Genomic DNA, 22,706 nt, shown 5'->3' with positions numbered 1-22,706 from the left:
AGGATCGCTAGTTGGTGCCGATCTTGGCCAGCAGGTCCACGATGCGGCCCTGTACGTCCGCCGTCGTGGCCCGCTCGGCGAGGAAGAGCACGCTCTCCCCCGAGGCCAGCCGCGGCAGTTCGGACGAGTCGATGCCGGCCGTCGTGTAGACGACCAGCGGGGTGCGGTTCAGCTGCCCGTTGGCGCGCAGCCAGTCCACGATCCCGGCCCGCCGGCGGCGCACCAGCATCAGGTCCATGACGACCAGGTTGGGCCGCATCCGCGTCGCGAGTTCTACGGCGTCGGTGTCGGCGCCCGCCCGGGCGACCTGGAGGCCACGCCGCTCCAGGGCGGCGGTCAGGGCGGTCGCGATCTCGTCGTGCTCCTCGATCAGCAGCACCCGTGAGGGGTGCTGCTCGCTGTCGCGCGGAGCGAGCGCCTTCAGCAGGACGGCCGGATCGGCGCCGTACGCCGCTTCGCGCGTGGCGTGCCCGAGGCCGGCCGTGACCAGCACGGGCACCTCTGCGGCCACCGCTGCCTGGCGCAGGGACTGCAGGGCGGTCCGGGTGATCGGTCCGGTCAGCGGGTCCACGAACAGCGCGGCGGGGAACGCGGCGATCTGCGCGTCCACCTCCTCGCGGGAGTGCACGATCACCGGCCGGTATCCACGGTCGCTCAGGGCCTGCTGCGTCTGTACGTCGGGCGCGGGCCACACCAGGAGCCGCCGCGGGTTGTCCAGCGGCTCCGGCGGGAGCTCGTCGTCGACCGGCCGTGGCACGGGACGGTTGACGACCTCGACGGCGCCACCGGGGCCGTCCAGCGGCTCGGGACCCTCGTCGGAGCCCGCCTCGGGGGCCTCTATCGCGAAGGCCCGGCCCTGGGGGGCGGGCTCGGAGAGCCGGCGTCGGCGGCCGGAGCCGGAACCGGTGGGGTCCACGGAGATGCCCTGGCCGAGGGTGCCGAGGGCGCGCACGCTGATCGGCTGCGCGGCCTGGCCCTCCGCCGGGGTGTCCTGCGGCTGCCTGGCCCCGGGCACCGGGACCGGGCCGGAGGCCTCGTCGGCCTCGGGAGCGGTCCGGGCCGCCGGAACCGGCCATGCCGGGGTGGCGGGCAGCGCACGACGCCGCCCGGTGGGATGTACGGGGTCACCTTCGGCCGCGGCCGACTGCTCGGCGGGGGCTTCGGCCTCGGCGACGGGCGCGCTCAGCACCCGGCGGCCACGCCGCCCGCCGGGGGCGTCGGCTTCGGACTCGGCGGGAGCGGAGGCCGAACCGGCCATCGCGGGGGCCTGCGGAGCGGAAGGGGCCGAGGGCGCCGGGGTCGGGCCGGCGGGCAGCGCGAAGCCGCCCTCGGGAGCGATGGGCCGTGCGGGAGCCTGGGCGGGCGCAGGCCCGAGCCCGGTCGCCGGTACGGGACCGCCGGTCTGCGCGGGCCCGGCCGGAGCCAGTGCCCGCCGCCGCCCTGCGGGATGCTCCGTCACCGGAACAGGGGGCACCGCGGCTACGGGCGCGAGCGCGGGCATGGCGGTGCCCTGCGGGGGCACGGGCTGCCCGGCGCCGCCCGCACCGCCTTCGCCGCTGCCGTCACCGTCGCGGCCACGGCGTCGCCCGGTCCCGAGCCCCGCGGGGTTCACCGGGGACTGCGCGAGCTCCGGCCCCGTCTCACCTTCGCCACCGGCCTCGCCCGCGCGCCGTCGCCCCGACGGCAGGGCCAGCGCACCGCCGCCCTCGGCTGCCTTCTCGGCCCCGGGCGCAGGGGAACCGACCTCGTCCTCCAGGAAGGCGTCCACCCCGCGCCGGGCCCGCCGTCCACCGGATACCCGGCCCGCGGCGCCCGTGTCGGCCGGGGGCTCCTCCGCCGGCTCGGGCAGGGTGACCGTCCCCGCGCCCGCGCCGAGCGGCAGCTCCAGGACGTACGCGCCGCCGGGCGCGCCCGGGACCTCCACCGTCTGCAGCACGCCTCCGTGCGCGGCCACGATCCCCCGGACGATCGGCTCGTGGACCGGGTCGCCGCCCTCGTACGGCCCGCGCACCTCGATCCGTACGACATCGCCGCGCTGGGCGGCAGCCACCACGATCGTCGAGTCGCTGTACCCGCTGCCCTGGCGGGTCTTGCCCGTGGCGTCCACCCCGGCCACATCCGCGATCAGGTGCGCGAGCGCGGTCGCGATCCGGCCCGCGTCCACCTCGGCCTCGATCGTCGGCGCGTGGACGGCGAACTGCGCGCGGCCCGGGCCGATCAGCTCGATCGCGCCGTCGACGCCGGCCGTGACCACGCCGTTGATCAGAGCCTTCTTCTTCGTGAGCCGGTCGGTGCCGGCGTCCAGGCGCTGGAAGCCGAGCACGTTGTCCACGAGCGTGGTCATCCGGGAGTAGCCGGCGGCCAGATGGTGCAGCAGCTGGTTGGCCTCGGGCCACAGCTGGCCCGCGTCGTCGGCGGCCAGCGTGGCCAGCTCCCCGCGCAGCTCGTCCAGCGGGCCGCGCAGCGAGTCGCCGAGGACGGCCAGCAACTGCGCGTGGCGCGCGGCGAGGGCGTCGTAGGGCCGCCGGTCGGTGAAGGTCATGACGGCGCCGACGAGCTGCTCCCCATCCCGTACGGGCGAGGTCGTCAGGTCGACGGCGACCGGCTGGCCGGCCTTGTTCCACAGCACCTGCCCGCGGACGCGGTGCTTGCGCCCGCTGCGCAGGGTGTCGGCGAGCGGGGACTCCTCGAAGGGGAACGGCGAGCCGTCGGCGCGCGAGTGCAGGACCAGGCCGTGCAGTTCGCGGTTGCCGAGGTCGGTGGCGCGGTACCCGAGGATCTGGGCGGCGGCCGGATTGACCAGCACCACCCGTCCCTCGGTGTCCGTCCCCACGACGCCCTCGGCGGCGGCCCGCAGGATCATCTCGGTCTGCCGCTGGGAGCGGGCCAGCTCGGCCTCGGTGTCCACCGTCTGCGAGAGGTCCCGTACGACGAGCATCAGCAGCTCGTCACCGGTGTAGGGCTGAGGCTCGCGGTAGGCGTCGCGGCCGTCGAGATGGGCGCTGGTGACCTCGACGGGGAACTCGCTGCCGTCGGTGCGGCGCGCGATCATCCGCGTGGGCTTGGTTCGGCCGCCGTCGTCCTCGCCGGGCCGGCGCATGGAGCCGGGGATCAGTTTGGAGTCGAATTCGGGCAGGAGATCGAGCACGCCGCGGCCGACGAGCCCGGTGCCGGGGCTCTCCATGACCTCAAGAGCGATCGAATTGGCGTTGACGACAGTGCCGTTGGCGTTGACGAGCAACAGCGCGTCGGGAAGAGCGTCGAGTATTGCTGCGAGGCGAGCAGCGCCTCGGGATGGCCTGCTGCTCACGACGAGCTTCCTCCCTGACCACAACTACCGGCATGTCACGGGAGGAGTCTAAGGCCACAGTCCCCCGCCGGGGTGGCCGATGTGAGGTGGATACCACTCATCCCGCGCATCCTCCCAGGTCAGGAACGCCCGGGTGGAAGCAGAGGTTCCATCTCGTCCCAACGGCTGATTTCGCACCCGTTCGTCCGGCGGAAGGTCGCGTCCACCCGCTGCCCGTGCCAGGTACCGGTGATCCGGGCGGTCGCGGGGCCCCCGTACTGCAGCGAGCAGATCTGCCGCTGGGAGACGGGCGCGAACGGGTCCTTCCCCTCCTTGGAGAGCTGGTCCAGACGGGCGCAGGACTGCTCCTTCCAGGGGTGGTCGCCGCCCACGGGGTCGCATTCGAGCCGGAACTCGCGGTCCAGCTGGCGCGTGCCGGTGTCGGTCATGGCGATGGTGAGGCGGTCGGGTGTCGCCAGCAGCCGGCCCAGGGGCAGCGGGGGCAGCGGCCCCGCGGCGGCGGCGGTCAGGGCGGAGGTGACGGCGAAGGCCGCGAGACGCAGCATGGGGCACTCCAGGTCGTCCGTACGTCGTACGCCTGACCAACGACGCGGGCCCGCCGACGTTGCGTACCGAGGGGGCTTTAAGGCTTTGCCCTCCGACCGTCCCTCCTAGTACCGTGGGAGCGGATTGGTGAGGGGCCCTGCGCCTGTGTCATCATCTGCACGCACCTTCGTACGCGGGGGTGTGCTGGAGGCGTCGCCTAGTCCGGTCTATGGCGCCGCACTGCTAATGCGGTTTGGGCTTTACGGTCCATCGAGGGTTCAAATCCCTCCGCCTCCGCACCTCATCGAAGCCCCGGTCCTGACGGACCGGGGCTTCGATGCGTTCCGGGGCAATCCGGTCCGCCCCGACCTCTGTGCGAACCCATCCGGACGATCTCCATCCGGCTCGTTTCCGCAGGTCAGCGGCGGTTTGGGTAATGGATTTCGCGTCCCGCCGAGGTCCATGTATTGTTGTTCTCGCAAGGCCAACGGGGCGCAAAACCCCGGGAAGCCCAAGCACTCGTAGCTTAACGGATAGAGCATCTGACTACGGATCAGAAGGTTGCAGGTTCGAATCCTGCCGAGTGCACAGCAGGACGAAGGCCCCGGATGAAAATCCGGGGCCTCTGTCGTTTCGGTCATACGGCAGCGAAGTACGGCAACCACCTCAGCCGCCGACGCCGCCCATCGCTTCGGACAGCTAAGCCGATCGCGGCCCGTGCCTCTTCGCTCGCCTCGGCGTACACCTCCATCGTCATGGCGATCTGCGAGTGCCGCAGGATCCGCTGTGCCACCTTCGGATGGACGAGGGCAGGATCTTCCGGTTGCGTCCGACCTTCACGGACCGGATCTCACCGGTGAGCACGAGCATCTTCGTCTTGGACGGGCCGAAGCCGAGCATGACGGCGACCTCGGCGGTGGTGTGCCACTTCGGTTGGATGACGCTGGTCGTCAAGACACCGCTCCTTGGAGGGCGAGTTGGTCGTGCAAGGCCTCGCGGGCGGTCTGGCGGTTGAGCTGGATGTCGCGGGCGATGGTGGCGGCGAGGACGGATTCGCCGGGCGTGGTCGAGTACCGGCGGGACTTGGTGGAGAAGTGGCCTCGGAAGCGGAGCGTGTGAGTCCAGCGGGTGAGCGCGCGATCCGGGTAGAGGGATTGCAGGGCGGCGCAGGCTTCCACGAGGCGGCGGGCGTGCTCGGAGACGGGTAACCGGGCGAGGTCTTCGCCGAGGCCGGTTCCGTGGCAGCGGGAGCAGAGGCTCAGTGCGGAGCGGGGCGGTGGTAGCCGTCGGAGCGGCCGCTTCCCTGACACGTGCGGCAGTGCACGGGATTGTCGGTTGCTCCGGTGGTCTCAGCACATCGAGCGTGGTGCTGTTGAGGATGATCAGGAACAGCGCCCCGTGCCCTTCCATGCCCGTAAGGCCGGGGCGTAGGGCTTAATCGCGGGCTGAGGCGGTCACCGAACGCGAATAGCCTCTGACCGAGTTGGCTGTCAGAGGCTGCTCACCTGCGGTGGGTGTGGGATTTGAACCCACGGTGACTCGCGCCGTACATCGTTGCCGGCGGTCAGCAGGTGGGCTCACACGGGTAAAGGGTTTGGGCCTATATCACCCAGGTTTCGAAAATGCCCCATTCCTTCCCGATGGAGAGCGCTGCTGAAGCAGAAACCAGCAAGAAAAAGCCGACGCCGCCAAACACGTATGGTGCAACCGCCACCACTTTCCGCAAGTAGCCGTCGGTCCGACGCTTACGCGCAGTGGTGAAGCGCCGGATAAACAAAGCCACACTCAGCAGAAAGAAGAATGCACCAACTATCTGCAGCGCCATCAAGCCGCATTCGACGAGGAAGATGAGCAGGTACGAAAGCAGCAACCCCACGACTGTCCCTCACTTGCTCAGATCGCAGTATCAATCAGGAATCGGTCAGCTTTTGTCGCCTTCGGCTGCAACCGCACGCAAGGCGGACAATAGGATCACGCCCTGGACCGAGTCAACCGCGTGCAACTGAAAGGCTGTGAGCGCATACCGAATGAGCCTCTTTCATCCTAAATATTGGCAGGTCAGGAGGGTGTGCACGGCTGTCACGGTCCGGCCGGTGCGGTTGGCGTTCAGCAGCTGGCCGGTGCCCGATCGCCGGCGTTTCCCAAGCCAAGGACGTGTGCCGTCCATAAGCCTTCGCTGCTTATGGCCACCAGCCGAGACGGGTGAAGGGCGCTGTCATGTGAGTCAGCGTGATGATGGCGAGGGTCATGCCTGTGATCGCAGCGCCTTTGCCGAGCTCCCCACGCGGGGACTTTCGGCAGCCCGGGAAACGTGGCGGCCGTATTGGTCAGAGGCTCGCACGCATGTGCCCGTGATGTGATCATGGAGCTCGCAATGCCCGCGCTGCTGGTATGCCCGACAGTAGCCGTAATGGCATTGGGTGGCCGATCTACTCCGAGCTACGGATCGGAAGGTCGCAGGCTCGAATCCTGCCGAGTGCACAGCAGGGCGAAGGCCCCAGGAGAAATCTTGGGGGCCTTCGTCGTATGCCCTGACACGCCCGGTCTCCTCCTTCGTGGGGAGGGGGTACCCCGGGAGTAGTCGGGGGTGAGATGGCTCTGGCGGGGGACGCGGGTTACGTCCGGCCCTCGGTACGGTTCTGAAGATCGTTCGAACTAGAAATCGGGGGCTCTCATGGGACTGTTCGGAAACGCGCACAGCGTCGACCCGGCATCGGCGCAGCGGGACTACGCGCGACTGCTGGGGCATGGCGAGCAGGTGCACGCCGCCTATCAGCTGATCCGGGACACGATCCTGTTCACCGATCGCAGGCTGGTGCTCGTCGACAAGCAGGGGCTCACGGGCAAGAAGGTGGAGTACCACTCCGTCCCGTACCGGAGCATCACGCACTTCTCCGTGGAGACCGCCGGCCACTTCGATCTCGACGCCGAGCTCAAGATCTGGATATCCGGGAGCTCGGCGCCGATCGAGAAGACCTTCACCAAGGGTGTCGACATCTACGAGGTGCAGGCGATCCTGACGCAGTTCGTCGCCCGCTAGCGGGGCTCCCCCGGGTCCTCAGCGGACCCGGGGGAGACCGGTCACGGACATCACCAGGGAGTAGAGGGAGGTGGTGGCGGTGATGAAGAGGCGGTTGTTCTTGGGGCCGCCGAAGGCGATGTTCGAGACGGGTTCGGGGACGCGTAGGCGGCCGATCAGGGTGCCGTCCGCGGCGTAGCACCGGACGCCGTTCTCCATCGCGGCCGCCCACAGCCTGCCCTCGTCGTCGAAGCGGATGTTGTCGACCCCGGGGCAGGCGGTGAAGACCCGGTCGCCGGTGAGGGTGCCGTCGTCGGTGACCTTGAAGGCCCTGATGTGGCCCGCGCGGGTGTCCGCCGCGAACAGTTCGTTCTCGTCGGGGGAGAACACCAGCCCGTTGGGGCCGAGGAAGCCGTCGGCGACCATGCGGACCTCACCGGTCGCGGGGTCGGCCCGGTAGAGGTTGCAGGCGCCGATCTCGCTGGGCGCGCGGTGGCCTTCGTAGTCGCTGGTGATGCCGAAGTCCGGGTCGGAGAACCAGATCGAGCCGTCCGAGCGGACCACGGCGTCATTGGGGCTGTTGAGCCGCTTTCCCTCGAAGCGGTCGGCGATGACGGTGATGCTGCCGTCGGGTTCGGTGCGGGTGACGCGCCGGCCGCCCTGCTCACAGGTGATCAGGCGGCCTTCGCGGTCCAGGGTGTTGCCGTTGGGGTGTCCGGCCGGGGAGCGGAAGACGGAGACCGCGCCGGTCGTCTCGTCCCAGCGAAGCATCCGGTCGTTGGGGATGTCGCTCCACACCAGTTGCCGCCAGGCCGGCAGGTACAGCGGGCCTTCCGCCCAGCGGCAGTCGTCGTAGAGCCGGTCCAGGCGCGCGTCGCCGTTGGCGCAGCGGCCGGTCTTGAAGCGTTCGTCCAGGATCTCGTACAAGGTGAGGTCGGCTATGGCAGACATGATTCCCCCTGAGCAAGCATTGCCGAATGTTGTTCGGTTCGATGGTGAGATTGCAGGATCAGGTACCGTCTTCGCAAGGGCCGACGGGCCCATGGGAGGAAGATCGAGTGGACGACATAGACCGGGCGCTCGTTCTGCGCCTGCAGGAGGACGCTGGCCAGTCGTACGCCGCTCTCGGCGCGGCCGTGGGGCTCTCTGCCGGGGCCACCCACGAACGGGTCCGCAAGCTGCGCGAGCGCGGGGTGATCCGGCGGACCACCGTCGAGGTCGACCCGGCGGCCGTCGGCAGTGGGGTACTCGCCTATGTGATGGTCGACTCCAACGCCTGGATGGGTGAGTCCGCCGCCGCCTTCGCCGCGATCCCCGAGATCCAGGAGGCGCACATCATCGCGGGCAGCGCGTCCGTCATGGTCAAGGTGCGCACGGCCTCGACCGGGCAGTTGCAGGACGTCCTGCGGCGGCTCTACGCGATCGACGGGGTCAGCGGTACGCACGCCACCGTCGTCCTGGACACCTTCTTCGAGCGGCCGCTCCCGCTGTGAGCTGGTGGTGCACCGGGATCCGGTGGAACGACGGCCGCCCCGCTATCGGCTGGTACGGGGAGGGGCGCGGCGAGCGGGCGAGCGTGCTCGCGTACGGGCAGCGGCTGGCCTTCGTCGCCCGGACGGAGCGGCGCTGCCTCGGCGTCCGGCGGGCCGGGAAACGGACGCCCTGCCCCACCGGCGCGACCGTGCCCGGCCGCGCCGGGAACGCGCAGTGCCCCGAATGCGCGCGCCTCGACCGGTCGTTCTCGGTGGCCGCCGACACCAATGCCGCCGATCCGCGCACCTACCGCGTCTATCTGGCGTGGTTCGGGCCCGGGATGGTCAAGGTCGGCATCACCGCCGAGGAGCGCGGCTCGGCCCGGCTGCTGGAGCAGGGCGCCGTGGCCTGGGCCTGGCTCGGCCGGGGGCCGCTCATGGCCACCCGGCGCACGGAGGAGCTGCTGCGGGCCGCCCTCGGGGTGCCGGACCGGATCGCGTACGCCCGCAAGCGGGCCGTACGGGCGCATCTGCCGGCCGCGTCCGACCGGGCCCGGGAGGTCGCCGAGCTGCATGCCCGGGCCGCCGCGCTGCCCGGGTGGCCGGAGTCGCTGGAGCGGGTGAAGTGCGAAGTCGCCGACCACGCGGAGCCGTTCGGGCTGGACGGACTGCCCGCACCCGTGGGGGTGATCACCGAGATGGTGCCCGGCGGGGCCGTCGCGGGCCGGCTGGTGGGCGCGGTCGGCCCCGATCTGCACCTCGCGGACGGGCTGGTGGTGGACACCCGGCTGCTGGCCGGGTGGGAACTCGCCCCCCCGGAGGGCGAGGCCGTGACGACCGTGCCGGTGGCGGTGATCCCGCCCGCGGCCGCGCGGCCGCCCGCCGAGCAGGACGGACTGTTCTGAGGAGCGCCTCCTGCGGACGCCCTGGCCGGGGATGGTCAAAACTTGGATCCCTTTGGCCTTCCGGGGCAGATTCCGGTGGACATGCCGGCGGCGCGCCGCGGAGGGTGGTGGGCATGAGCATCCAGCCCGTACAGGCCTTCGAACCGCCGTATCTCATGGCCGTTTTCAGCAATGTCCGCTCCGCCGACGACAGCGGATACCCCGAGACCCTCGCCCGGATGAACGAGATCGTCGCGGAGAATCCCGGGTTCCTCGGCTACGAGTCCGCCCGTACCCCGGGAGGCCTCGGCATCACGGTCGCCTACTTCCGCGACCACGAGTCCCTCGCCGCGTGGCGGGGGGACCTGGAGCACCAGGCGGCCATGAAGCAGGGCCGCGAGGACTGGTACGAGAGCTACACCCTGCACGTCGCGACCGTCGAGCGGAGCCACGGCTTTGCCCGCAACGGCTGAGGCGGTCCGTGCCTTCCGGGAGCGGCTCGGGCTGCCCGGACTGGTGGACGTCCACACGCACTTCATGCCCGAGCGGGTCCTGGACAAGGTCTGGGAGTACTTCGACGCGATCGGCCCGCTGACCGGTGTCGAGTGGCCCATCACCTACCGGCACGAGGAGGAGCAGCGGGTCGCGCTCCTGAGGGAGTTCGGGGTCCGGGCCTTCACCGCCATGCTGTACCCGCACAAGCCGGCGATGGCCGCATGGCTCAACGCCTGGTCCGCCGACTTCGCCGCCCGGACCCCGGACTGCCTGCACACCGCGACCTTCTTTCCGGAGGAGGGCGTGGCGGAGTACGTCCGCCGGGCCCTCGACACCGGGGCCCGGGTCTTCAAGTCGCACCTCCAGGTCGGTGGCTACGACCCGAACGACGACCGGCTCGACCCCGTCTGGGGACTGCTCGCCGAGGCCGGCGTCCCGACCGTGATCCACTGCGGGTCCGGGCCCGCGCCGGGCAAGCACACCGGCCCCGAGCCGATCGCCCGGCTGCTGGCCCGCCACCCGCGGCTGCCGTTGATCGTCGCCCACATGGGCATGCCCGAGTACGCCGACTTCCTCGACCTCGCCGACCGGTACACCGAGGTGCGCCTCGACACCACCATGGCGTTCACCGACTTCTCCGAGCAGCTCAGCGCCTTCCCGCCCGGGGACCTCGGGCGGCTCGCCGACCTCGGCGACCGGATCCTGCTCGGCACCGACTTCCCGAACATCCCCTACCCCTACGAACACCAGCTCGCTGCCCTCGAACGTCTCGGCCTCGGCGACGACTGGCTGCGTGCCGTCTGCCACGACAACGCCGCCCGCCTGTTCCGGCTCGACGGCTGAGCGGCGTTTCTCAGGAAATTCACAGATAGGGACAAGAACGCTCTCAGGGGCGCCGGACAGCGTGGTCGTATGACTGCGACGACCACATCCCACGCGTCCACGTCCACGAACAGCCCGACGGCCCTGACACGGCCCGACGGCGGAGCCTGCCGGGTCCTCGTCGTCGACGACGAGGCCTCACTCTCCGAGCTGCTGTCCATGGCCCTGCGCTACGAGGGCTGCGAGGTCCGCAGCGCCGGTGACGGGGCGGGCGCGGTGCGGGCGGCCCGCGAGTTCCGGCCGGACGTCGTGGTCCTCGACATCATGCTCCCCGACATGGACGGGCTCGCCGTCCTGGGGCAGCTGCGCCGGGAGATCCCCCAGGTCCCCGTGCTCTTCCTGACCGCCAAGGACTCCGTCGAGGACCGCATCGCGGGCCTGACGGCGGGGGGCGACGACTACGTCACCAAGCCGTTCAGCCTGGAGGAGGTCGTGGCCCGGCTGCGCGGCCTGGTCCGGCGCTCGGGCGCGGCGCAGGCCGCGCGCGGCGGCTCGGTGCTCGCCGTCGGTGACCTGCACCTCGACGAGGACAGCCACGAGGTGGTCCGCGGCGGCCGGGAGATCCACCTGACCGCCACCGAGTTCGAGCTGCTGCGCTACCTGATGCGCAACCCGCGCCGCGTGCTGAGCAAGGCCCAGATCCTGGACAGGGTGTGGTCCTACGACTTCGGCGGCCAGGCCAATGTGGTCGAGCTGTACATCTCCTACCTGCGGCGGAAGCTGGAGAGCGGGCCGGGAATGGCGCCGATGATCCACACCCGGCGGGGCGCCGGCTACCTGATCAAGCCGGCCGACTAGTGGCCGTCCGCCTCCGCCCGAAGCGGCCGGGCCGCCCCTGGTCCCTGCGGACCCGGCTCGTCGTCTCGGCGGTGGCGCTGATCGCCGTCGTGGGCGCGGCCATCGGGACCGTCACCACCCTCGCCCTGCGCTTGTACCTGGTCAACAACCTCGACGACCAGCTGCGGATCTCGGTCGGCATGGCCTCCTCGCCCCCCGGCGTGCAGAAGGCGATCAGGGAGGGGCGGTCCGTCCTCGGCCCGGGCACACCGCTCGGCGCCGTCGGATTCCGCATCGACTCCGACGGCAAGGTGCTCGGGGCCTACCGCAGCGTGCGCGACGAAGACCCCGAACGCCGTAGCCAGCCCCTCACCGAGGCCCAGACCGCGGTCCTCGCCAAGGCTGCCCGCACGGCCGAGCAGGGCCGCAGCGCACCCGTGAACCTGAGCCTGCCCGGGCTCGGGTCGTACCGGGTGCTGCCCGCGCCCGACGGAAGCCTCGTTCTCGGCTTCCCGCTCCACGAGGTCGACTCCACCGTGAACACCCTGGTCGCTGTGGAGGTCTGCGTCACCCTCGCCGGGCTGATCGCGGCCTCCCTCGCCGGCCAGGCACTGGTCGGGGTCGCCCTGCGCCCGCTGCGCCGGGTGGCCGCCACCGCCACCCGGGTCTCCGAACTGCCCCTGCACAGCGGCGAGCCCGCGCTGCACGAACGGGTCCGGGCTGCCGAGGCCGACCCCCGCACCGAGGTGGGCCAGGTCGGCGCGGCCCTCAACCGGATGCTCGGCCACGTCTCCTCCGCGCTCACGGCCCGCCAGCAGAGCGAGATGCGGGTCCGGCAGTTCGTCGCCGACGCCAGCCACGAACTGCGCACCCCGCTGGCCTCCATCCGCGGATACGCCGAGCTGACCCGCCGGGGGCGGGAGGAGCCGGGCCCCGACACCCGGCACGCCCTGGGCCGGATCGAGTCCGAGGCCACCCGCATGACCGGCCTGGTCGAGGACCTGCTGCTGCTGGCCCGGCTCGACGCGGGCCGGCCCCTGTCCACCGGCGACACCGACACCGACCTGGCCCCGCTCGTCGTCGACGCCGTCAGCGATGCCAGGGCCGCCGGCCCCGAGCACCACTGGCGGCTGCGCCTGCCCGACGAACCCGTGCCCGTCCGCGTCGACCCGGCCCGTATCCAGCAGGTCCTGGTCAACCTCCTCGCCAACGCCCGTACGCACACCCCGCCCGGCACCACCGTCACCGCGCACGTTTCGCTCGCGGCGCCCGCTGTGGCGCCCGCTGCGGCACGCGCTGCGGCAGCCGGGGGAGAGACGTCCGCCGTCCGGCTGCTGATCGAGGACGACGGGCCCGGTATCCCGCCCGACCTGCTCCCCCACGTCTTCGAGCGCTTCGCCCGCGGCGACGCGTCCCGATCCCGTGCGGCGGGTTCCACCGGACTGGGGCTCGCCATCGTCCAGGCCGTGGTCACCGCGCACGGTGGCCGGGTCGGCGTGCGCAGCGAGCCCGGGCGGACCTGCTTCGAGGTCCTGCTGCCGCACGCGCACGCGCACGCGCACACGGATCCGGACTCACGGACGGACTCACGGACGGACTCGCACACGGACTCACAGACGGGGCACAGGCTCATCACACAGCGGTGACAGGCCGCCCGGCGAGTGTCGTCACATGCCAATCGACGCCTCTCCCGGGGCCCTTCCGGCACGGGCTCCACTCGCGCCCCTGCCCGGCGAGCCCGTCCTCGACGTGGTGATCCCGGTCTTCAACGAGGAGAAAGACCTCGGACCGTGCGTGCGCAGGCTGCACGAGCACCTCACCCGCACCTTCCCCTATCCCTTCCGGATCACCGTCGCCGACAACGCGAGCACCGACCGCACCCCCGAGGTCGCGGGCGAGCTCGCCGCGGCCCTGGACGGGGTACGCAGCACGCGGCTGGAGGAGAAGGGCCGGGGCAGGGCCCTGCGCACCGTCTGGTCCGGCTCCGACGCACCGGTACTGGCGTACATGGACGTGGACCTCTCCACCGACCTCAACGCCCTGCTGCCCCTGGTCGCCCCGCTGATCTCCGGCCACTCCGACCTCGCCATCGGCACCCGCCTCGCCCGGTCCTCCCGGGTGGTGCGGGGAGCGAAGCGGGAGTTCGTCTCCCGCGCCTACAACCTCCTCCTGCGCTCCTCGCTCGCCGCCCGCTTCAGCGACGCCCAGTGCGGGTTCAAAGCCATCCGGCGGGAGGTCGCCGAGCGTCTGCTGCCCCTGGTGGAGGACACCGGCTGGTTCTTCGACACCGAAATGCTCGTGCTCGCCGAGCGGGCCGGGCTGCGGATCCACGAGGTGCCGGTGGACTGGGTCGACGACCCCGATTCCACCGTCCACATCGTGAAGACCGCCACCGAGGACCTCAAGGGCGTCTGGCGGGTGGGCCGGGCCCTGGCGGTCGGCGCGCTCCCGCTCGACCGGCTCGCCCGCCCCTTCGGCGACGACCCGCGCGACCGCACCGCGCTGCCCGGCGTGGACCGCGGACTGGCCCGCCAGCTCCTCGGCTTCTGCGCCGTCGGGGCCCTGTCCACCCTGCTCTACCTGCTGCTGTACTCCGCCTTCCGCACCGGAGCGGGCCCGCAGGTCGCCAACGGCGCCGCCCTGCTGCTCTCGGCCGTCGCCAACACGGCCGCCAACCGCCGGCTCACCTTCGGGGTGCGCGGCCGGGACCGGGCCGTACGCCACCAGGCCCAGGGGCTGGTGGTGTTCGCCATCGGCCTCGCCCTGACCAGCGGCTCCCTCGCCGCCCTCGGAGCGGCCGCGGCCGCCCCCGCGCACAGCACCGAGCTGGCCGTCCTGATCACCGCCAACCTCGCCGCCACCGTGCTGCGGTTCCTGCTCTTCCGCGCCTGGGTCTTCCCCGAGCGGCGCGACACTCCCGTGAAGGACGTCATCCGATGACCACCGCAGCAACCCCGCTCTTCCCGGTCCCCGAAGCCCGGACCCGTACCGGCCGGCACGCCACCGACCGGCCCCGCTGGGAACGGCCCGCCTTCGCCGGGCTGCTGATCGCCACGGCCGTCCTGCTGCTCTGGGACCTGGGGTCCTCCGGCTACGCCAACTCCTTCTACTCCGCCGCCGTGCAGGCGGGCAGCGAGAGCTGGAAGGCCTTCTTCTTCGGCTCCTCCGACGCCGGGAACTCCATCACCGTCGACAAGCCCCCGGCCGCCCTGTGGCCGATGATGCTGTCGGTCCGCCTGTTCGGGCTCGGCTCCTGGCAGATCCTCGTCCCGCAGGCCCTGATGGGCGTCGCGACGACCGCTGTGCTGTACGCCGCCGTACGGCGCCAGTTCGGTCCGGGGGCCGCGCTGCTGAGCGGCGCCGCCTTCGCGCTCACGCCCGTCGCCGCGCTGATGTTCCGCTTCAACAACCCCGACGCGCTGCTGACCCTGCTGCTCACGGTCACCGTGTACTGCGTCCTGCGCGCCCTCGACGGGGCACGCACCGACTGGCTGCTGTGGGCCGGTGTCGCGGTCGGCTTCGCCTTCCTCACCAAGACCCTCCAGGCCTTCGTGATCCTGCCGCCGCTCGCCGTGCTGTACGCCGTCTGCGCGCCCACCCCGCTGCGCAGGCGTCTGGGCCAGCTGCTGCTCGCCGGGCTCGCGATGGTGGTGGCCGGCGGCTGGTGGGTGGCCGTCGTGGAACTGTGGCCCGCCTCCTCCCGCCCCTACATCGGCGGCTCGCAGAACAACTCCTTCCTGGAACTGACGCTCGGCTACAACGGCCTGGGGCGGATCAACGGCAACGAGACGGGCAGCGTCGGCGGCGGCGGACGCGCCGGTGGCGGCGGCCCCGGCGGCGGCGGCCCCGGCGGCGGCTGGGGTGAGACGGGCATCGACCGGCTCTTCTCGGCCAACATCGGCGGTCAGATCTCCTGGCTGCTGCCCGCCGCCCTGGTCCTGCTCGTGGCCGGACTGGTGGTCACCTGGCGCGCCCGCCGGGCCACCGACTCGCTGGAGGGCATGGCCCGCGCGGCCTTCCTGGCCTGGGGCGGTTCGCTGCTGATCACCGCGGTCGTCTTCAGCTACATGCAGGGCATCTTCCACGAGTACTACACCGTGGCGCTGGCGCCGTTCGTCGCCGCGCTGATCGGCATGGGCGTCGCCGTGCTGTGGGAGGAGCGGGGCTCCCGGGCCGCGCTGTTCGCCCTGTCCGGGACGCTGGCACTGACCGCCGTCTGGTCGTACGTCCTGCTCGGCCGGGCCACCGGCTACCTTCCGTGGCTGCGCTGGGCGGTCCTGGTGGGGGGCCTGCTCGCCGCGGCCGCGCTGCCGTTCGTCGCGGCGGCCGGGCGCCGGGTGCTGCTGGCCACCGCGGCGCTGGGGGTGGGTGCTGCGCTGGCGGGCCCGCTCGCGTACTGCCTGACCACCGTGCAGACCGGGCACGCGGGCTCGATCGTGACCGCCGGACCGGCGGTGGCGGGCGGCCGGGGCGGACCCGGCGGCATGATGCGGGGCGCCTTCCCGGCAGGTGAGATGCCGCGGGGCGGCCCCGGTGGCATGCAGCAGGGCGGCCCGCGGGGCGGGAACACCCTGCCGCAGGGCGGCATGCCGCCGGGCGGGGGCGGTCAGGGAGCCCCGGGCGGTACGGGAGCACCGGGCGGTGCGGGGGCTCCGGGCGGTCAGGGCGGGCGCGGCATGGAGCGCGCCGGCGGCGGCCAGGGCGGGCCCGGCGGCCTGCTGGGCGGCACCCAGGTCGGCGCCGAGGCCAAGGCGGCGCTGCGGGCCGACGCCGGAAAGTACACCTGGGCGGCGGCCGCCGTCGGCTCCCAGAACGCGGCGAGCTACCAACTGGCCTCGGGTGTCCCCGTGATGCCCGTCGGCGGCTTCAACGGCAGTGACCCCTCGCCCACGCTGGAGCAGTTCAAGCAGTACGTGAAGGACGGCCGGATCCACTGGTTCATCAGCCAGGGAGGCGGCCAGGGCGGCGGTCAGGCAGGTGGCCAGGCAGGCGGGTCCGCCGAGGCCGCCGGCGGGATGCGGCAGGGCGGTCCGGGCGGCGGCACCAGCAGCGCGATCGAAAGCTGGGTGAAGGCCACGTTCGAGGAGTCGACCCTGGGCGGAGCCACCGTCTACGACCTCACGGCTCCCACGTCCTGATCCGGCCCGACCACGCGGAACCTCAGGCCCGGTCGTCAAAGGAGCGCCGGTAAGGCCCTGCTTCGACGACAGGACCTAGCATCGAGAGGGCGGACCGGGCATTCCGGGCTGATCCACCTGGTGTGAGGAGGGTGCCTCCATGGCGACCGCGGCCGATTCCGGCGATCCGCTCCCGGCCGAGTCCAGTGTGTGGCTGGCCGCCAGACCCGCCGCACCCGCCAGACGCCGCAGCGAGGCGCCCTCCGGGCTCGACCGGGAACGGATCACCGCCGCCACCGTGCGGCTGCTCGACGCCGAGGGGCTGGCCCGGTTCTCGATGCGCCGGCTCGCCGCCCGGCTCGGGGTCACCGCGATGTCCCTGTACTGGTACGTGGACACCAAGCACGATCTGCTCGAACTCGCCCTGGACAGCGCCCTGGGCGAGCTGGCCCTGTCGGCCGGGCCGGTGCCGGAAGGCTGGCCCGGCCGGCTGCGTGCGCTGGCCCGGGGCTACCGGCGGGTGCTGGCGGACCACCCCTGGGCGGCCCCGCTCGCCGCCGCCTATCCGAACATCGGCCCGCACGCCCGGGCCTTCGACGCCGCCCTCCAGCGGCTGTTGGACGCCACGGGCCTCGCCGGCTCCGCCCGGACCGGCGCCCACCTGGCCGTCTCGCAGTTCCTGCACGGCTGCGGGGGCGCGGCCCGGCGGGCGCCCGAGGGCGACTTCTGTCTCGCGCTCGACGTCCTGATCGCGGGCATCGAGGCGAAGGCCGCCGCCTAAGCGTCGCCTAGGCCTTGGCGGAGGCCTCGGCAGGGGTCCCGGCGGATGCGGGGGCGGAGGCGTCGGCGGACGCCGCCGCCGGGGAGTGGGCCGCGGGCTTCGACTTCAGCGCGACCTCCTTGATGAACAGGCAGAGCAGCAGCGCCAGCAGGGCGGTGGGGGCCGCGTAGAGGAAGACGTCGCCGACGCCGTGCCCGTACGCCGACTCGACGACCGTACGGAACGGGGCCGGCAGCTTGTCGAGGTCCGGGATGGCGCCGCCGCCCGTGCCGCCGTGGCCGAGCGCCGCGGCCTTCGGGCCGAGAGCGGCCAGGCCGTCCTTCACGTATCCGGTGACCTGGTGCGCCATCACCGCGCCGAGCGCCGAGACGCCCATGGCGCCGCCGAGCGAGCGGAAGAAGGTGACGACCGAGCTGGCCGCGCCCAGGTCCTCGGGGGCCACCTGGTTCTGGGTGGCGAGGACCAGGTTCTGCATCATCATGCCGAGGCCGAGGCCGGTCAGCGCCATGTAGAGCGCGATGTGCCAGTACGGGGTGTCGTACCGCAGGGTGCCCAGCAGCCCCAGGCCGGCCGTCAGCAGCACACCGCCGGAGACGAGCCAGGCCTTCCACCTGCCGGTCTTGGTGATCACCAGACCGGAAACCGTGGAGGAGACGAAGAGCCCGCCGATCATCGGAATCGTGAGGACTCCGGACATCGTGGGGGACTCGCCCCGGGCCAGCTGGAAGAACTGGCTGAAAAATACCGTGCCCGAGAACATCGCGATGCCCACGAACAGCGAGGCCGCCGAGGCCAGGGTGATGGTCTTGTTGCGGAACAGCCGCAGCGGGATGATCGGGTCGCTCGCACGGGACTCGACGAGGACGAAGAGCAGTCCGAGCGCCACCGCGCCGCCGGTCATCGCCCAGGTCTGCCAGGAGATCCACGCATAGGAGTCGCCGGCCTGCGTGACCCAGATCAGCAGCAGCGAGACGGCGCCGCTGATCAGGAAGGCGCCCAGCCAGTCGACCTTGACGTCGCGGCGCACGACCGGCAGGTGCAGGGTGCGCTGGAGCACGATCAGGGCGATGACCGCGAAGGGCACGCCGACGTAGAAGCACCAGCGCCAGCCCAGCCACTCGGTGTCGGTGATGACACCGCCCAGCAGCGGCCCGCCGACGGTGGCGACGGCGAAGACCGCGCCGAGGTAGCCGCTGTACCGGCCTCGCTCGCGCGGGGAGATCATCGCGGCCATCACGATCTGCGCGAGGGCGGACAGGCCGCCGACCCCGATGCCCTGGACCACGCGGCAGGCGATCAGCATGCCGGTGTTCTGGGACATGCCCGCGACCACGGAGCCCAGCACGTAGATCACGAGGGATATCTGGACCAGCAGCTTCTTGCTGAAGAGGTCGGACAGCTTGCCCCAGAGCGGGGTCGCCGCCGTCATCGACAGCAGGGCCGCGGTCACCACCCACGTGTAGGAGGACTGGGTGCCGCCGAGGTCGCTGATGATCTGGGGCAGGGCGTTGGAGACGATCGTGGAGGACAGGATCGCCACGAACATGCCGAGCATCAGCCCGGACAGCGCTTTCATGATCTGCGGATGGGTCATGGCCGGGGCCATGGACGGAGCCGTGGCCGGGGTCACGGACGGGGTGATGGACGTGCCGTCTGTCGGCGTCTCCGACGTGGCCATGTGTTTCCTTCTGTCTAGAAGCTCGATCGGAGTCGGGCCAGCAGGGTGTTGAGTACGTCGATGTCCTGGGCGGACCAGTCGGCCAGCGCCTTCTCCAGTGCCGCCGTGTACCGGGCGCCGAGCTCGGCGAGGAGCGCGTGTCCGGCCGGGGTGAGCCGCAGGATGCGGCAGCGGCCGTCCCCCGGGTCGGTCTCGCGCTCGATCCAGCCGCGCTCGGCGACGTGGGTGACGTGCCGGCTGGTCACCGAGATGTCGACGGCCATGAGCTCCGCCAGTCGGCTCAGCCGCATCTCTCCGTGCCGTTCGAGCACGGTGAGGACGGCGGCCGCGCCGGGCGGGCAGTCCGAAGGCAGGGCGCGGGCCAGCTCGCGCTTGACCGCGCCGATCCCGGTGAGCCGGCGGGCCAGCTCCTCGTACCGCGTGGTCATCGGCCGACCCCCCATCTTGTTGCTTAGGGCAACCATAGAAGAGGATGGTTGCTACAGGCAAATGAATCTGGGGATGGGGCGGTAAAGGAATCGGAAAACCGGCTAGGGTCCTGCTCCATGGCTGACAACCGCAACTCACAGGTCCCCGAGGGCAACTACGACCCCGCGGGCAGCACCCAGATGTTCCGCGCCTTCGTCGAGGAGGCCGCACCGGCCCGGCAGACGCCCACCGGCTCGCGTCGCCAGCGCCGCGAGGAGGGGCAGCAGGCCGTCGGCTCCAAGAAGGGCGCGTGGCTCGGGGTGGGCATCGCGCTCGTGCTCGCCTTCGGCGCCGCCCTGTGGGTCGTCCTGCACTGACCGCCGCGCCCGCGCGGGTTCAGCTCCAGGTGGCGGTGACCTTCTGGGTGTCCACGTGCATGCCCAGCGGCACCCGCCAGGCCTCCACGCACACCGTGTAGGTCTGCGTCTTGGCGGCTCCGCCCGTGATCGGCGCGGGAAGCGGCTGGGTGGTGGTGATCGTGGCCCAATCGACGCCGAGGGCGCCGATGATGTGCGTCGCGAAGCTGACCGTGCCCGAACGGGCCGCGGTGGTGCCGGTGTTGGTGAACGTGACGGTGACCCGCTCGCACCAGCGGTCGGCCGCGGCCGCCCTGGCCGGGGTGGACAGCGTCAGCCTCGCCGGGGTCGCCGGGGTCGCCGGGGGCGCCGGCGGGGTCGTGCCGGGCTTGGTGGACGGGCTGGACGGGCTCGATGGGCCGGACGGCGCGCCCGGCGTGCCCGGGGAGTCCGGGGTGCCGGGTGGGGTGGTGGACGGGCCCGCACCGGGCGGGATCCCGGGTGTGGCTCCGGAGCCGCCGGGGGCGGTGGTCGTCGCTCCGCCCGGGGCGGAGCCGCCGGGTGTCCGGGACTCGGGAGTACTGGCCGACGTACCGGACGACACGGAGGAGCCGCCCGCCGCGGACGGGCCGCCGAGCTGCTGGAACTCCACCTGGCCCTGCGGCGCCACGTTCTCCCCCGCGCCCCGTTCGGGACCCGGGGCCGCGGCGCCCACGGCGACATAGCCGTCCCGTGCCGGGCCGCCGCAGCCGGTGAGGCCGGCGACGGCCGTGCAGCACAGGGCGAGGAGGGCAGCCGGGGCGGCCCTGCGGGATCCCGTTCGCATCGCGCCAGTTTTACTGACGCTCCGTCAATTGGAAAGCCCTTGCGGACGGTTCAACGCCCCGTCACTCGCCGATGAGGCCTACGCGCAGTTGCGCGAGGGTACGGGTGAGCAGCCGGGAGACGTGCATCTGGGAGATGCCGACCTCCTCGCCGATCTGCGACTGCGTCATGTTCGCGAAGAACCGCAGCATGATGATCTGCCGCTCCCGGGGCGGGAGTTTGGCGAGCAAGGGCTTCAGTGACTCGCGGTATTCGACGCCTTCGAGCGCGGTGTCCTCGTAACCGAGGCGGTCCGCGAGCGAGCCCTCGCCGCCCTCGTCCTCGGGCGAGGGCGAGTCGAGCGAGGAGGCGGTGTAGGCGTTGCCGACGGCGAGACCGTCGACCACGTCCTCCTCCGAGACGCCCAGCACGGCGGCGAGCTCCGGCACGGTCGGCGAGCGGTCCAGTTTCTGGGCGAGCTCGTCGCTGGCCTTGGTCAGCGCGAGGCGCAGCTCCTGGAGCCTGCGCGGGACGCGGACGGACCAGGAGGTGTCCCTAAAGAACCGTTTGATCTCGCCCACGACGGTCGGCATCGCGAACGTCGGGAACTCCACGCCGCGTTCGCAGTCGAACCGGTCGATCGCCTTGATCAGGCCGATGGTGCCGACCTGGACGATGTCCTCCATCGGCTCGTTGCGGCTGCGGAAGCGGGCGGCGGCGTACCGGACCAGGGGCAGGTTCAGCTCGATCAGGGTGTCGCGTACGTACGCCCGGTCGGGGCTGTCCGCGTCCAGGGCGGCAAGGCGCTGGAAGAGGGAGCGGGAGAGGGTGCGGGTGTCGATGGCTTCCGAGCGGTCGGCTACTGCCGGAGTCGCGCTCTTGACGAGCGTGAGCACCTTGGAGCTGCCCTGGTCTACGGACATGCCACCCCCTTGAGGTCGCGGACGGTCGCGTGCGGCGCGCCCGTCAGAGGAACGCAGCCTCCACCTGAATACCGGAGGCGGGGCTGCGGCAAACGCGGTTCAAGCAGAATGTCACATGTCGGCAACACGCTGTAGCGCCAAGTCGACATATATCTCCAGCGACAGAAGAGGTCAGAAGGGGATCAGCCCCGTTCTGTCAGGAAACGCGTGGATGATCTCCACTCGTTACGGTTACGCCTCGATCCTGTTTGCGGATCTCAATCGGGCGAAGCTCCGGGCGAGGAGCCGGGAGACGTGCATCTGGGACACGCCCAGCTCGGCGCTGATCTGCGACTGCGTCAGGTTGTTGTAGTACCGCAGCAGCAGGATCCTTTGTTCACGTTCGGGCAGTTGTACGAGGAGGTGGCGGACGAGGTCGCGGTGCTCGACCCCGGCCAGCTCCGGGTCCTCGTAGCCGAGGCGGTCGAGGAGGCCGGGCATCCCGTCGCCCTCCTGGGCGGCTTCCAGCGAGGTCGCGTGGTAGCTCCGTCCGGCCTCGATGCAGGAGAGGACCTCGTCCTCGCCGATGCGCAGCCGCTCGGCGATCTCGGGGGTCGTCGGGGTGCGGCCGTGGAGGGTGGTGAGGTCCTCGGTGGCGGCGTTGACCTGCACCCACAGCTCGTGGAGGCGGCGCGGCACGTGGACGGTGCGGACGTTGTCGCGGAAGTAGCGCTTGATCTCGCCCACGACGGTCGGCATCGCGAAGGTCGGGAACTGCACACCGCGGTCCGGGTCGAACCGGTCGATGGCGTTGATCAGGCCGATGGTGCCGACCTGGACCACGTCCTCCATCGGCTCGTTGCGGCTGCGGAAGCGGGCGGCCGCGTACCGCACGAGCGGGAGGTTGGCCTCGATGAGGGCTCCGCGCACCCGGTTGTGCTCGCTGGTGCCCGGTTCCAGGTTCTTCAGCTGCCCGAAGAGGACCTGGGTGAGGGCCCGGGTGTCCGCGCCCCGGCTCGGCGGTCTCTGGGGCGCCAGGGCGGGCGGGGGCTCCTCCTGGGGCTCCTCCTGGGCCGTCTCCGGGGCCGCCTCCTGCCGGGCCTCCTGCTGCGCTTCCTGCCGGGGCCCCTGGACCGCTACCTGCCGGGTCTCCTGCCGGGTCTCCTGCCGGGACTCCCGTCGGGGTTCGTACTGGGGTTCGTGCTGGGGCGGCACCTGGGGGTCCTGCTGGGGTGGCACCTGAGGCGCTGTACTGGCCGGCACGGTCACGCCACCCCTTCAGTCAACTCATCCGTC

At 71.8% G+C, this 22,706-nt stretch carries 21 protein-coding genes, 2 tRNA genes and 1 pseudogene; 13 read left to right on the top strand and 11 right to left on the bottom strand.

Translation table 11 applies throughout. The features are described from left to right. Positions 1-7: 7 nt before the first annotated feature. Both OG429_RS19105 and OG429_RS19100 read right to left on the bottom strand, forming a co-directional pair. Positions 8-3,310 carry a response regulator gene (locus tag OG429_RS19105; RefSeq protein ID WP_328926504.1) on the bottom strand — a complete coding sequence of 1,101 codons (3,303 nt, stop codon included), beginning with the start codon at positions 3,308-3,310 and terminating at the stop codon, positions 8-10. Positions 3,311-3,429: 119 nt separating this feature from the next. Beyond that, positions 3,430-3,855 carry an SSI family serine proteinase inhibitor gene (locus OG429_RS19100; RefSeq protein ID WP_328926503.1) on the bottom strand — a complete coding sequence of 142 codons (426 nt, stop codon included), beginning with the start codon at positions 3,853-3,855 and terminating at the stop codon, positions 3,430-3,432. 186 nt (positions 3,856-4,041) lie between these two features. Here OG429_RS19100 and OG429_RS19095 point away from each other — a divergent pair. Next, positions 4,042-4,132, top strand: a tRNA-Ser gene (locus OG429_RS19095). Positions 4,133-4,350: 218 nt separating this feature from the next. Next, a tRNA-Arg gene (locus OG429_RS19090) sits at positions 4,351-4,423 on the top strand. Positions 4,424-4,588: 165 nt separating this feature from the next. Here the strand turns inward: OG429_RS19090 and OG429_RS19080 are convergent. The 3 genes and pseudogenes from OG429_RS19080 to OG429_RS19070 form a co-directional block, all read right to left on the bottom strand. Then, entirely contained in the window at positions 4,589-4,789 is a 201-nt protein-coding gene (locus tag OG429_RS19080) for a helix-turn-helix domain-containing protein (protein WP_328926502.1), read from the bottom strand. Next, a pseudogene (locus tag OG429_RS19075) lies at positions 4,786-5,055 on the bottom strand (replication initiator); the annotation flags it as partial. The pseudogene OG429_RS19075 and the gene OG429_RS19080, both read right to left, overlap by 4 nt. Before the next feature lie 380 nt (positions 5,056-5,435). After that, entirely contained in the window at positions 5,436-5,711 is a 276-nt protein-coding gene (locus OG429_RS19070) for a hypothetical protein (protein WP_328926501.1), read from the bottom strand. 798 nt (positions 5,712-6,509) lie between these two features. Here OG429_RS19070 and OG429_RS19065 point away from each other — a divergent pair. Continuing rightward, the gene (locus OG429_RS19065; RefSeq protein ID WP_328926500.1) at positions 6,510-6,875 is read left to right on the top strand and encodes a PH domain-containing protein; all 366 of its coding nucleotides are present in this window, start codon (positions 6,510-6,512) and stop codon (positions 6,873-6,875) included. 18 nt (positions 6,876-6,893) lie between these two features. Here the strand turns inward: OG429_RS19065 and OG429_RS19060 are convergent, their stop codons facing one another. Next, the gene (locus tag OG429_RS19060; protein WP_328926499.1) at positions 6,894-7,805 is read right to left on the bottom strand and encodes an SMP-30/gluconolactonase/LRE family protein; all 912 of its coding nucleotides are present in this window, start codon (positions 7,803-7,805) and stop codon (positions 6,894-6,896) included. A gap of 107 nt (positions 7,806-7,912) precedes the next feature. On the opposite strand from OG429_RS19060, the gene OG429_RS19055 reads away from it, so the two are divergent. The 9 genes from OG429_RS19055 to OG429_RS19015 all read left to right on the top strand — a co-directional run bounded on the left by OG429_RS19055 (position 7,913) and on the right by OG429_RS19015 (position 17,262). Further along, a complete protein-coding gene (locus tag OG429_RS19055; protein ID WP_328926498.1) occupies positions 7,913-8,347 on the top strand; it encodes an Lrp/AsnC family transcriptional regulator in 435 nt (144 codons plus the stop codon). After that, entirely contained in the window at positions 8,344-9,231 is an 888-nt protein-coding gene (locus OG429_RS19050) for a DUF2797 domain-containing protein (RefSeq protein ID WP_328926497.1), read from the top strand. Before OG429_RS19055 ends, OG429_RS19050 begins: the two co-directional genes overlap by 4 nt. Before the next feature lie 113 nt (positions 9,232-9,344). Beyond that, positions 9,345-9,683, top strand: a complete 339-nt coding sequence (locus OG429_RS19045) for an antibiotic biosynthesis monooxygenase family protein (RefSeq protein ID WP_328926496.1) — start codon at positions 9,345-9,347, stop codon at positions 9,681-9,683. Next, a complete protein-coding gene (locus OG429_RS19040; protein ID WP_328926495.1) occupies positions 9,667-10,548 on the top strand; it encodes an amidohydrolase family protein in 882 nt (293 codons plus the stop codon). The genes OG429_RS19045 and OG429_RS19040 overlap by 17 nt, the downstream gene beginning before the upstream one ends. A 69-nt stretch (positions 10,549-10,617) precedes the next feature. Beyond that, on the top strand, positions 10,618-11,385 hold the full coding sequence (locus OG429_RS19035) for a response regulator transcription factor (protein WP_328926494.1): 768 nt from the start codon (positions 10,618-10,620) through the stop codon (positions 11,383-11,385). Then, positions 11,385-13,010 carry a sensor histidine kinase gene (locus OG429_RS19030; protein ID WP_328926493.1) on the top strand — a complete coding sequence of 542 codons (1,626 nt, stop codon included), beginning with the start codon at positions 11,385-11,387 and terminating at the stop codon, positions 13,008-13,010. The genes OG429_RS19035 and OG429_RS19030 overlap by 1 nt, the downstream gene beginning before the upstream one ends. A 25-nt stretch (positions 13,011-13,035) precedes the next feature. Then, on the top strand, positions 13,036-14,304 hold the full coding sequence (locus OG429_RS19025; RefSeq protein ID WP_328926492.1) for a bifunctional glycosyltransferase family 2/GtrA family protein: 1,269 nt from the start codon (positions 13,036-13,038) through the stop codon (positions 14,302-14,304). Then, positions 14,301-16,502, top strand: coding sequence for an ArnT family glycosyltransferase (locus OG429_RS19020; protein ID WP_328926491.1), 2,202 nt, complete (start codon positions 14,301-14,303; stop codon positions 16,500-16,502). The genes OG429_RS19025 and OG429_RS19020 overlap by 4 nt, the downstream gene beginning before the upstream one ends. Positions 16,503-16,641: 139 nt before the next feature. Then, a complete protein-coding gene (locus tag OG429_RS19015; protein WP_328926490.1) occupies positions 16,642-17,262 on the top strand; it encodes a TetR/AcrR family transcriptional regulator in 621 nt (206 codons plus the stop codon). Positions 17,263-17,269: 7 nt separating this feature from the next. Here the strand turns inward: OG429_RS19015 and OG429_RS19010 are convergent, their stop codons facing one another. Both OG429_RS19010 and OG429_RS19005 read right to left on the bottom strand, forming a co-directional pair. Further along, positions 17,270-18,868: an MDR family MFS transporter gene (locus tag OG429_RS19010; RefSeq protein ID WP_328930342.1), complete on the bottom strand. Its 1,599-nt coding sequence runs from the start codon at positions 18,866-18,868 to the stop codon at positions 17,270-17,272. An 86-nt stretch (positions 18,869-18,954) separates the two neighbouring features. Next, a complete protein-coding gene (locus OG429_RS19005; RefSeq protein ID WP_405679520.1) occupies positions 18,955-19,368 on the bottom strand; it encodes a MarR family winged helix-turn-helix transcriptional regulator in 414 nt (137 codons plus the stop codon). A 117-nt stretch (positions 19,369-19,485) separates the two neighbouring features. Between OG429_RS19005 and OG429_RS19000 the strand changes: the two genes are divergently transcribed. Further along, entirely contained in the window at positions 19,486-19,725 is a 240-nt protein-coding gene (locus OG429_RS19000; protein WP_328926488.1) for a hypothetical protein, read from the top strand. A gap of 19 nt (positions 19,726-19,744) precedes the next feature. On the opposite strand, the gene OG429_RS18995 is transcribed toward OG429_RS19000, so the two are convergent. From OG429_RS18995 to OG429_RS18985, 3 genes are all read right to left on the bottom strand, one after another. Then, positions 19,745-20,530: a hypothetical protein gene (locus tag OG429_RS18995; protein WP_328926487.1), complete on the bottom strand. Its 786-nt coding sequence runs from the start codon at positions 20,528-20,530 to the stop codon at positions 19,745-19,747. A 61-nt stretch (positions 20,531-20,591) separates the two neighbouring features. Next, complete coding sequence (locus OG429_RS18990; protein WP_328926486.1) at positions 20,592-21,431, bottom strand: RNA polymerase sigma factor SigF; 840 nt, start codon at positions 21,429-21,431, stop codon at positions 20,592-20,594. 231 nt (positions 21,432-21,662) lie between these two features. Continuing rightward, the gene (locus OG429_RS18985; RefSeq protein WP_405679523.1) at positions 21,663-22,673 is read right to left on the bottom strand and encodes an RNA polymerase sigma factor SigF; all 1,011 of its coding nucleotides are present in this window, start codon (positions 22,671-22,673) and stop codon (positions 21,663-21,665) included. Between the last annotated feature and the right edge of the window lie 33 nt (positions 22,674-22,706).

This window comes from Streptomyces sp. NBC_00190, assembly GCF_036203305.1.
In the GTDB taxonomy this organism is placed as follows: domain Bacteria; phylum Actinomycetota; class Actinomycetes; order Streptomycetales; family Streptomycetaceae; genus Streptomyces.
The sequence above is the reverse complement of the archived record's forward strand: the minus strand, read 5'-3'. Positions and strand labels throughout refer to the sequence as shown.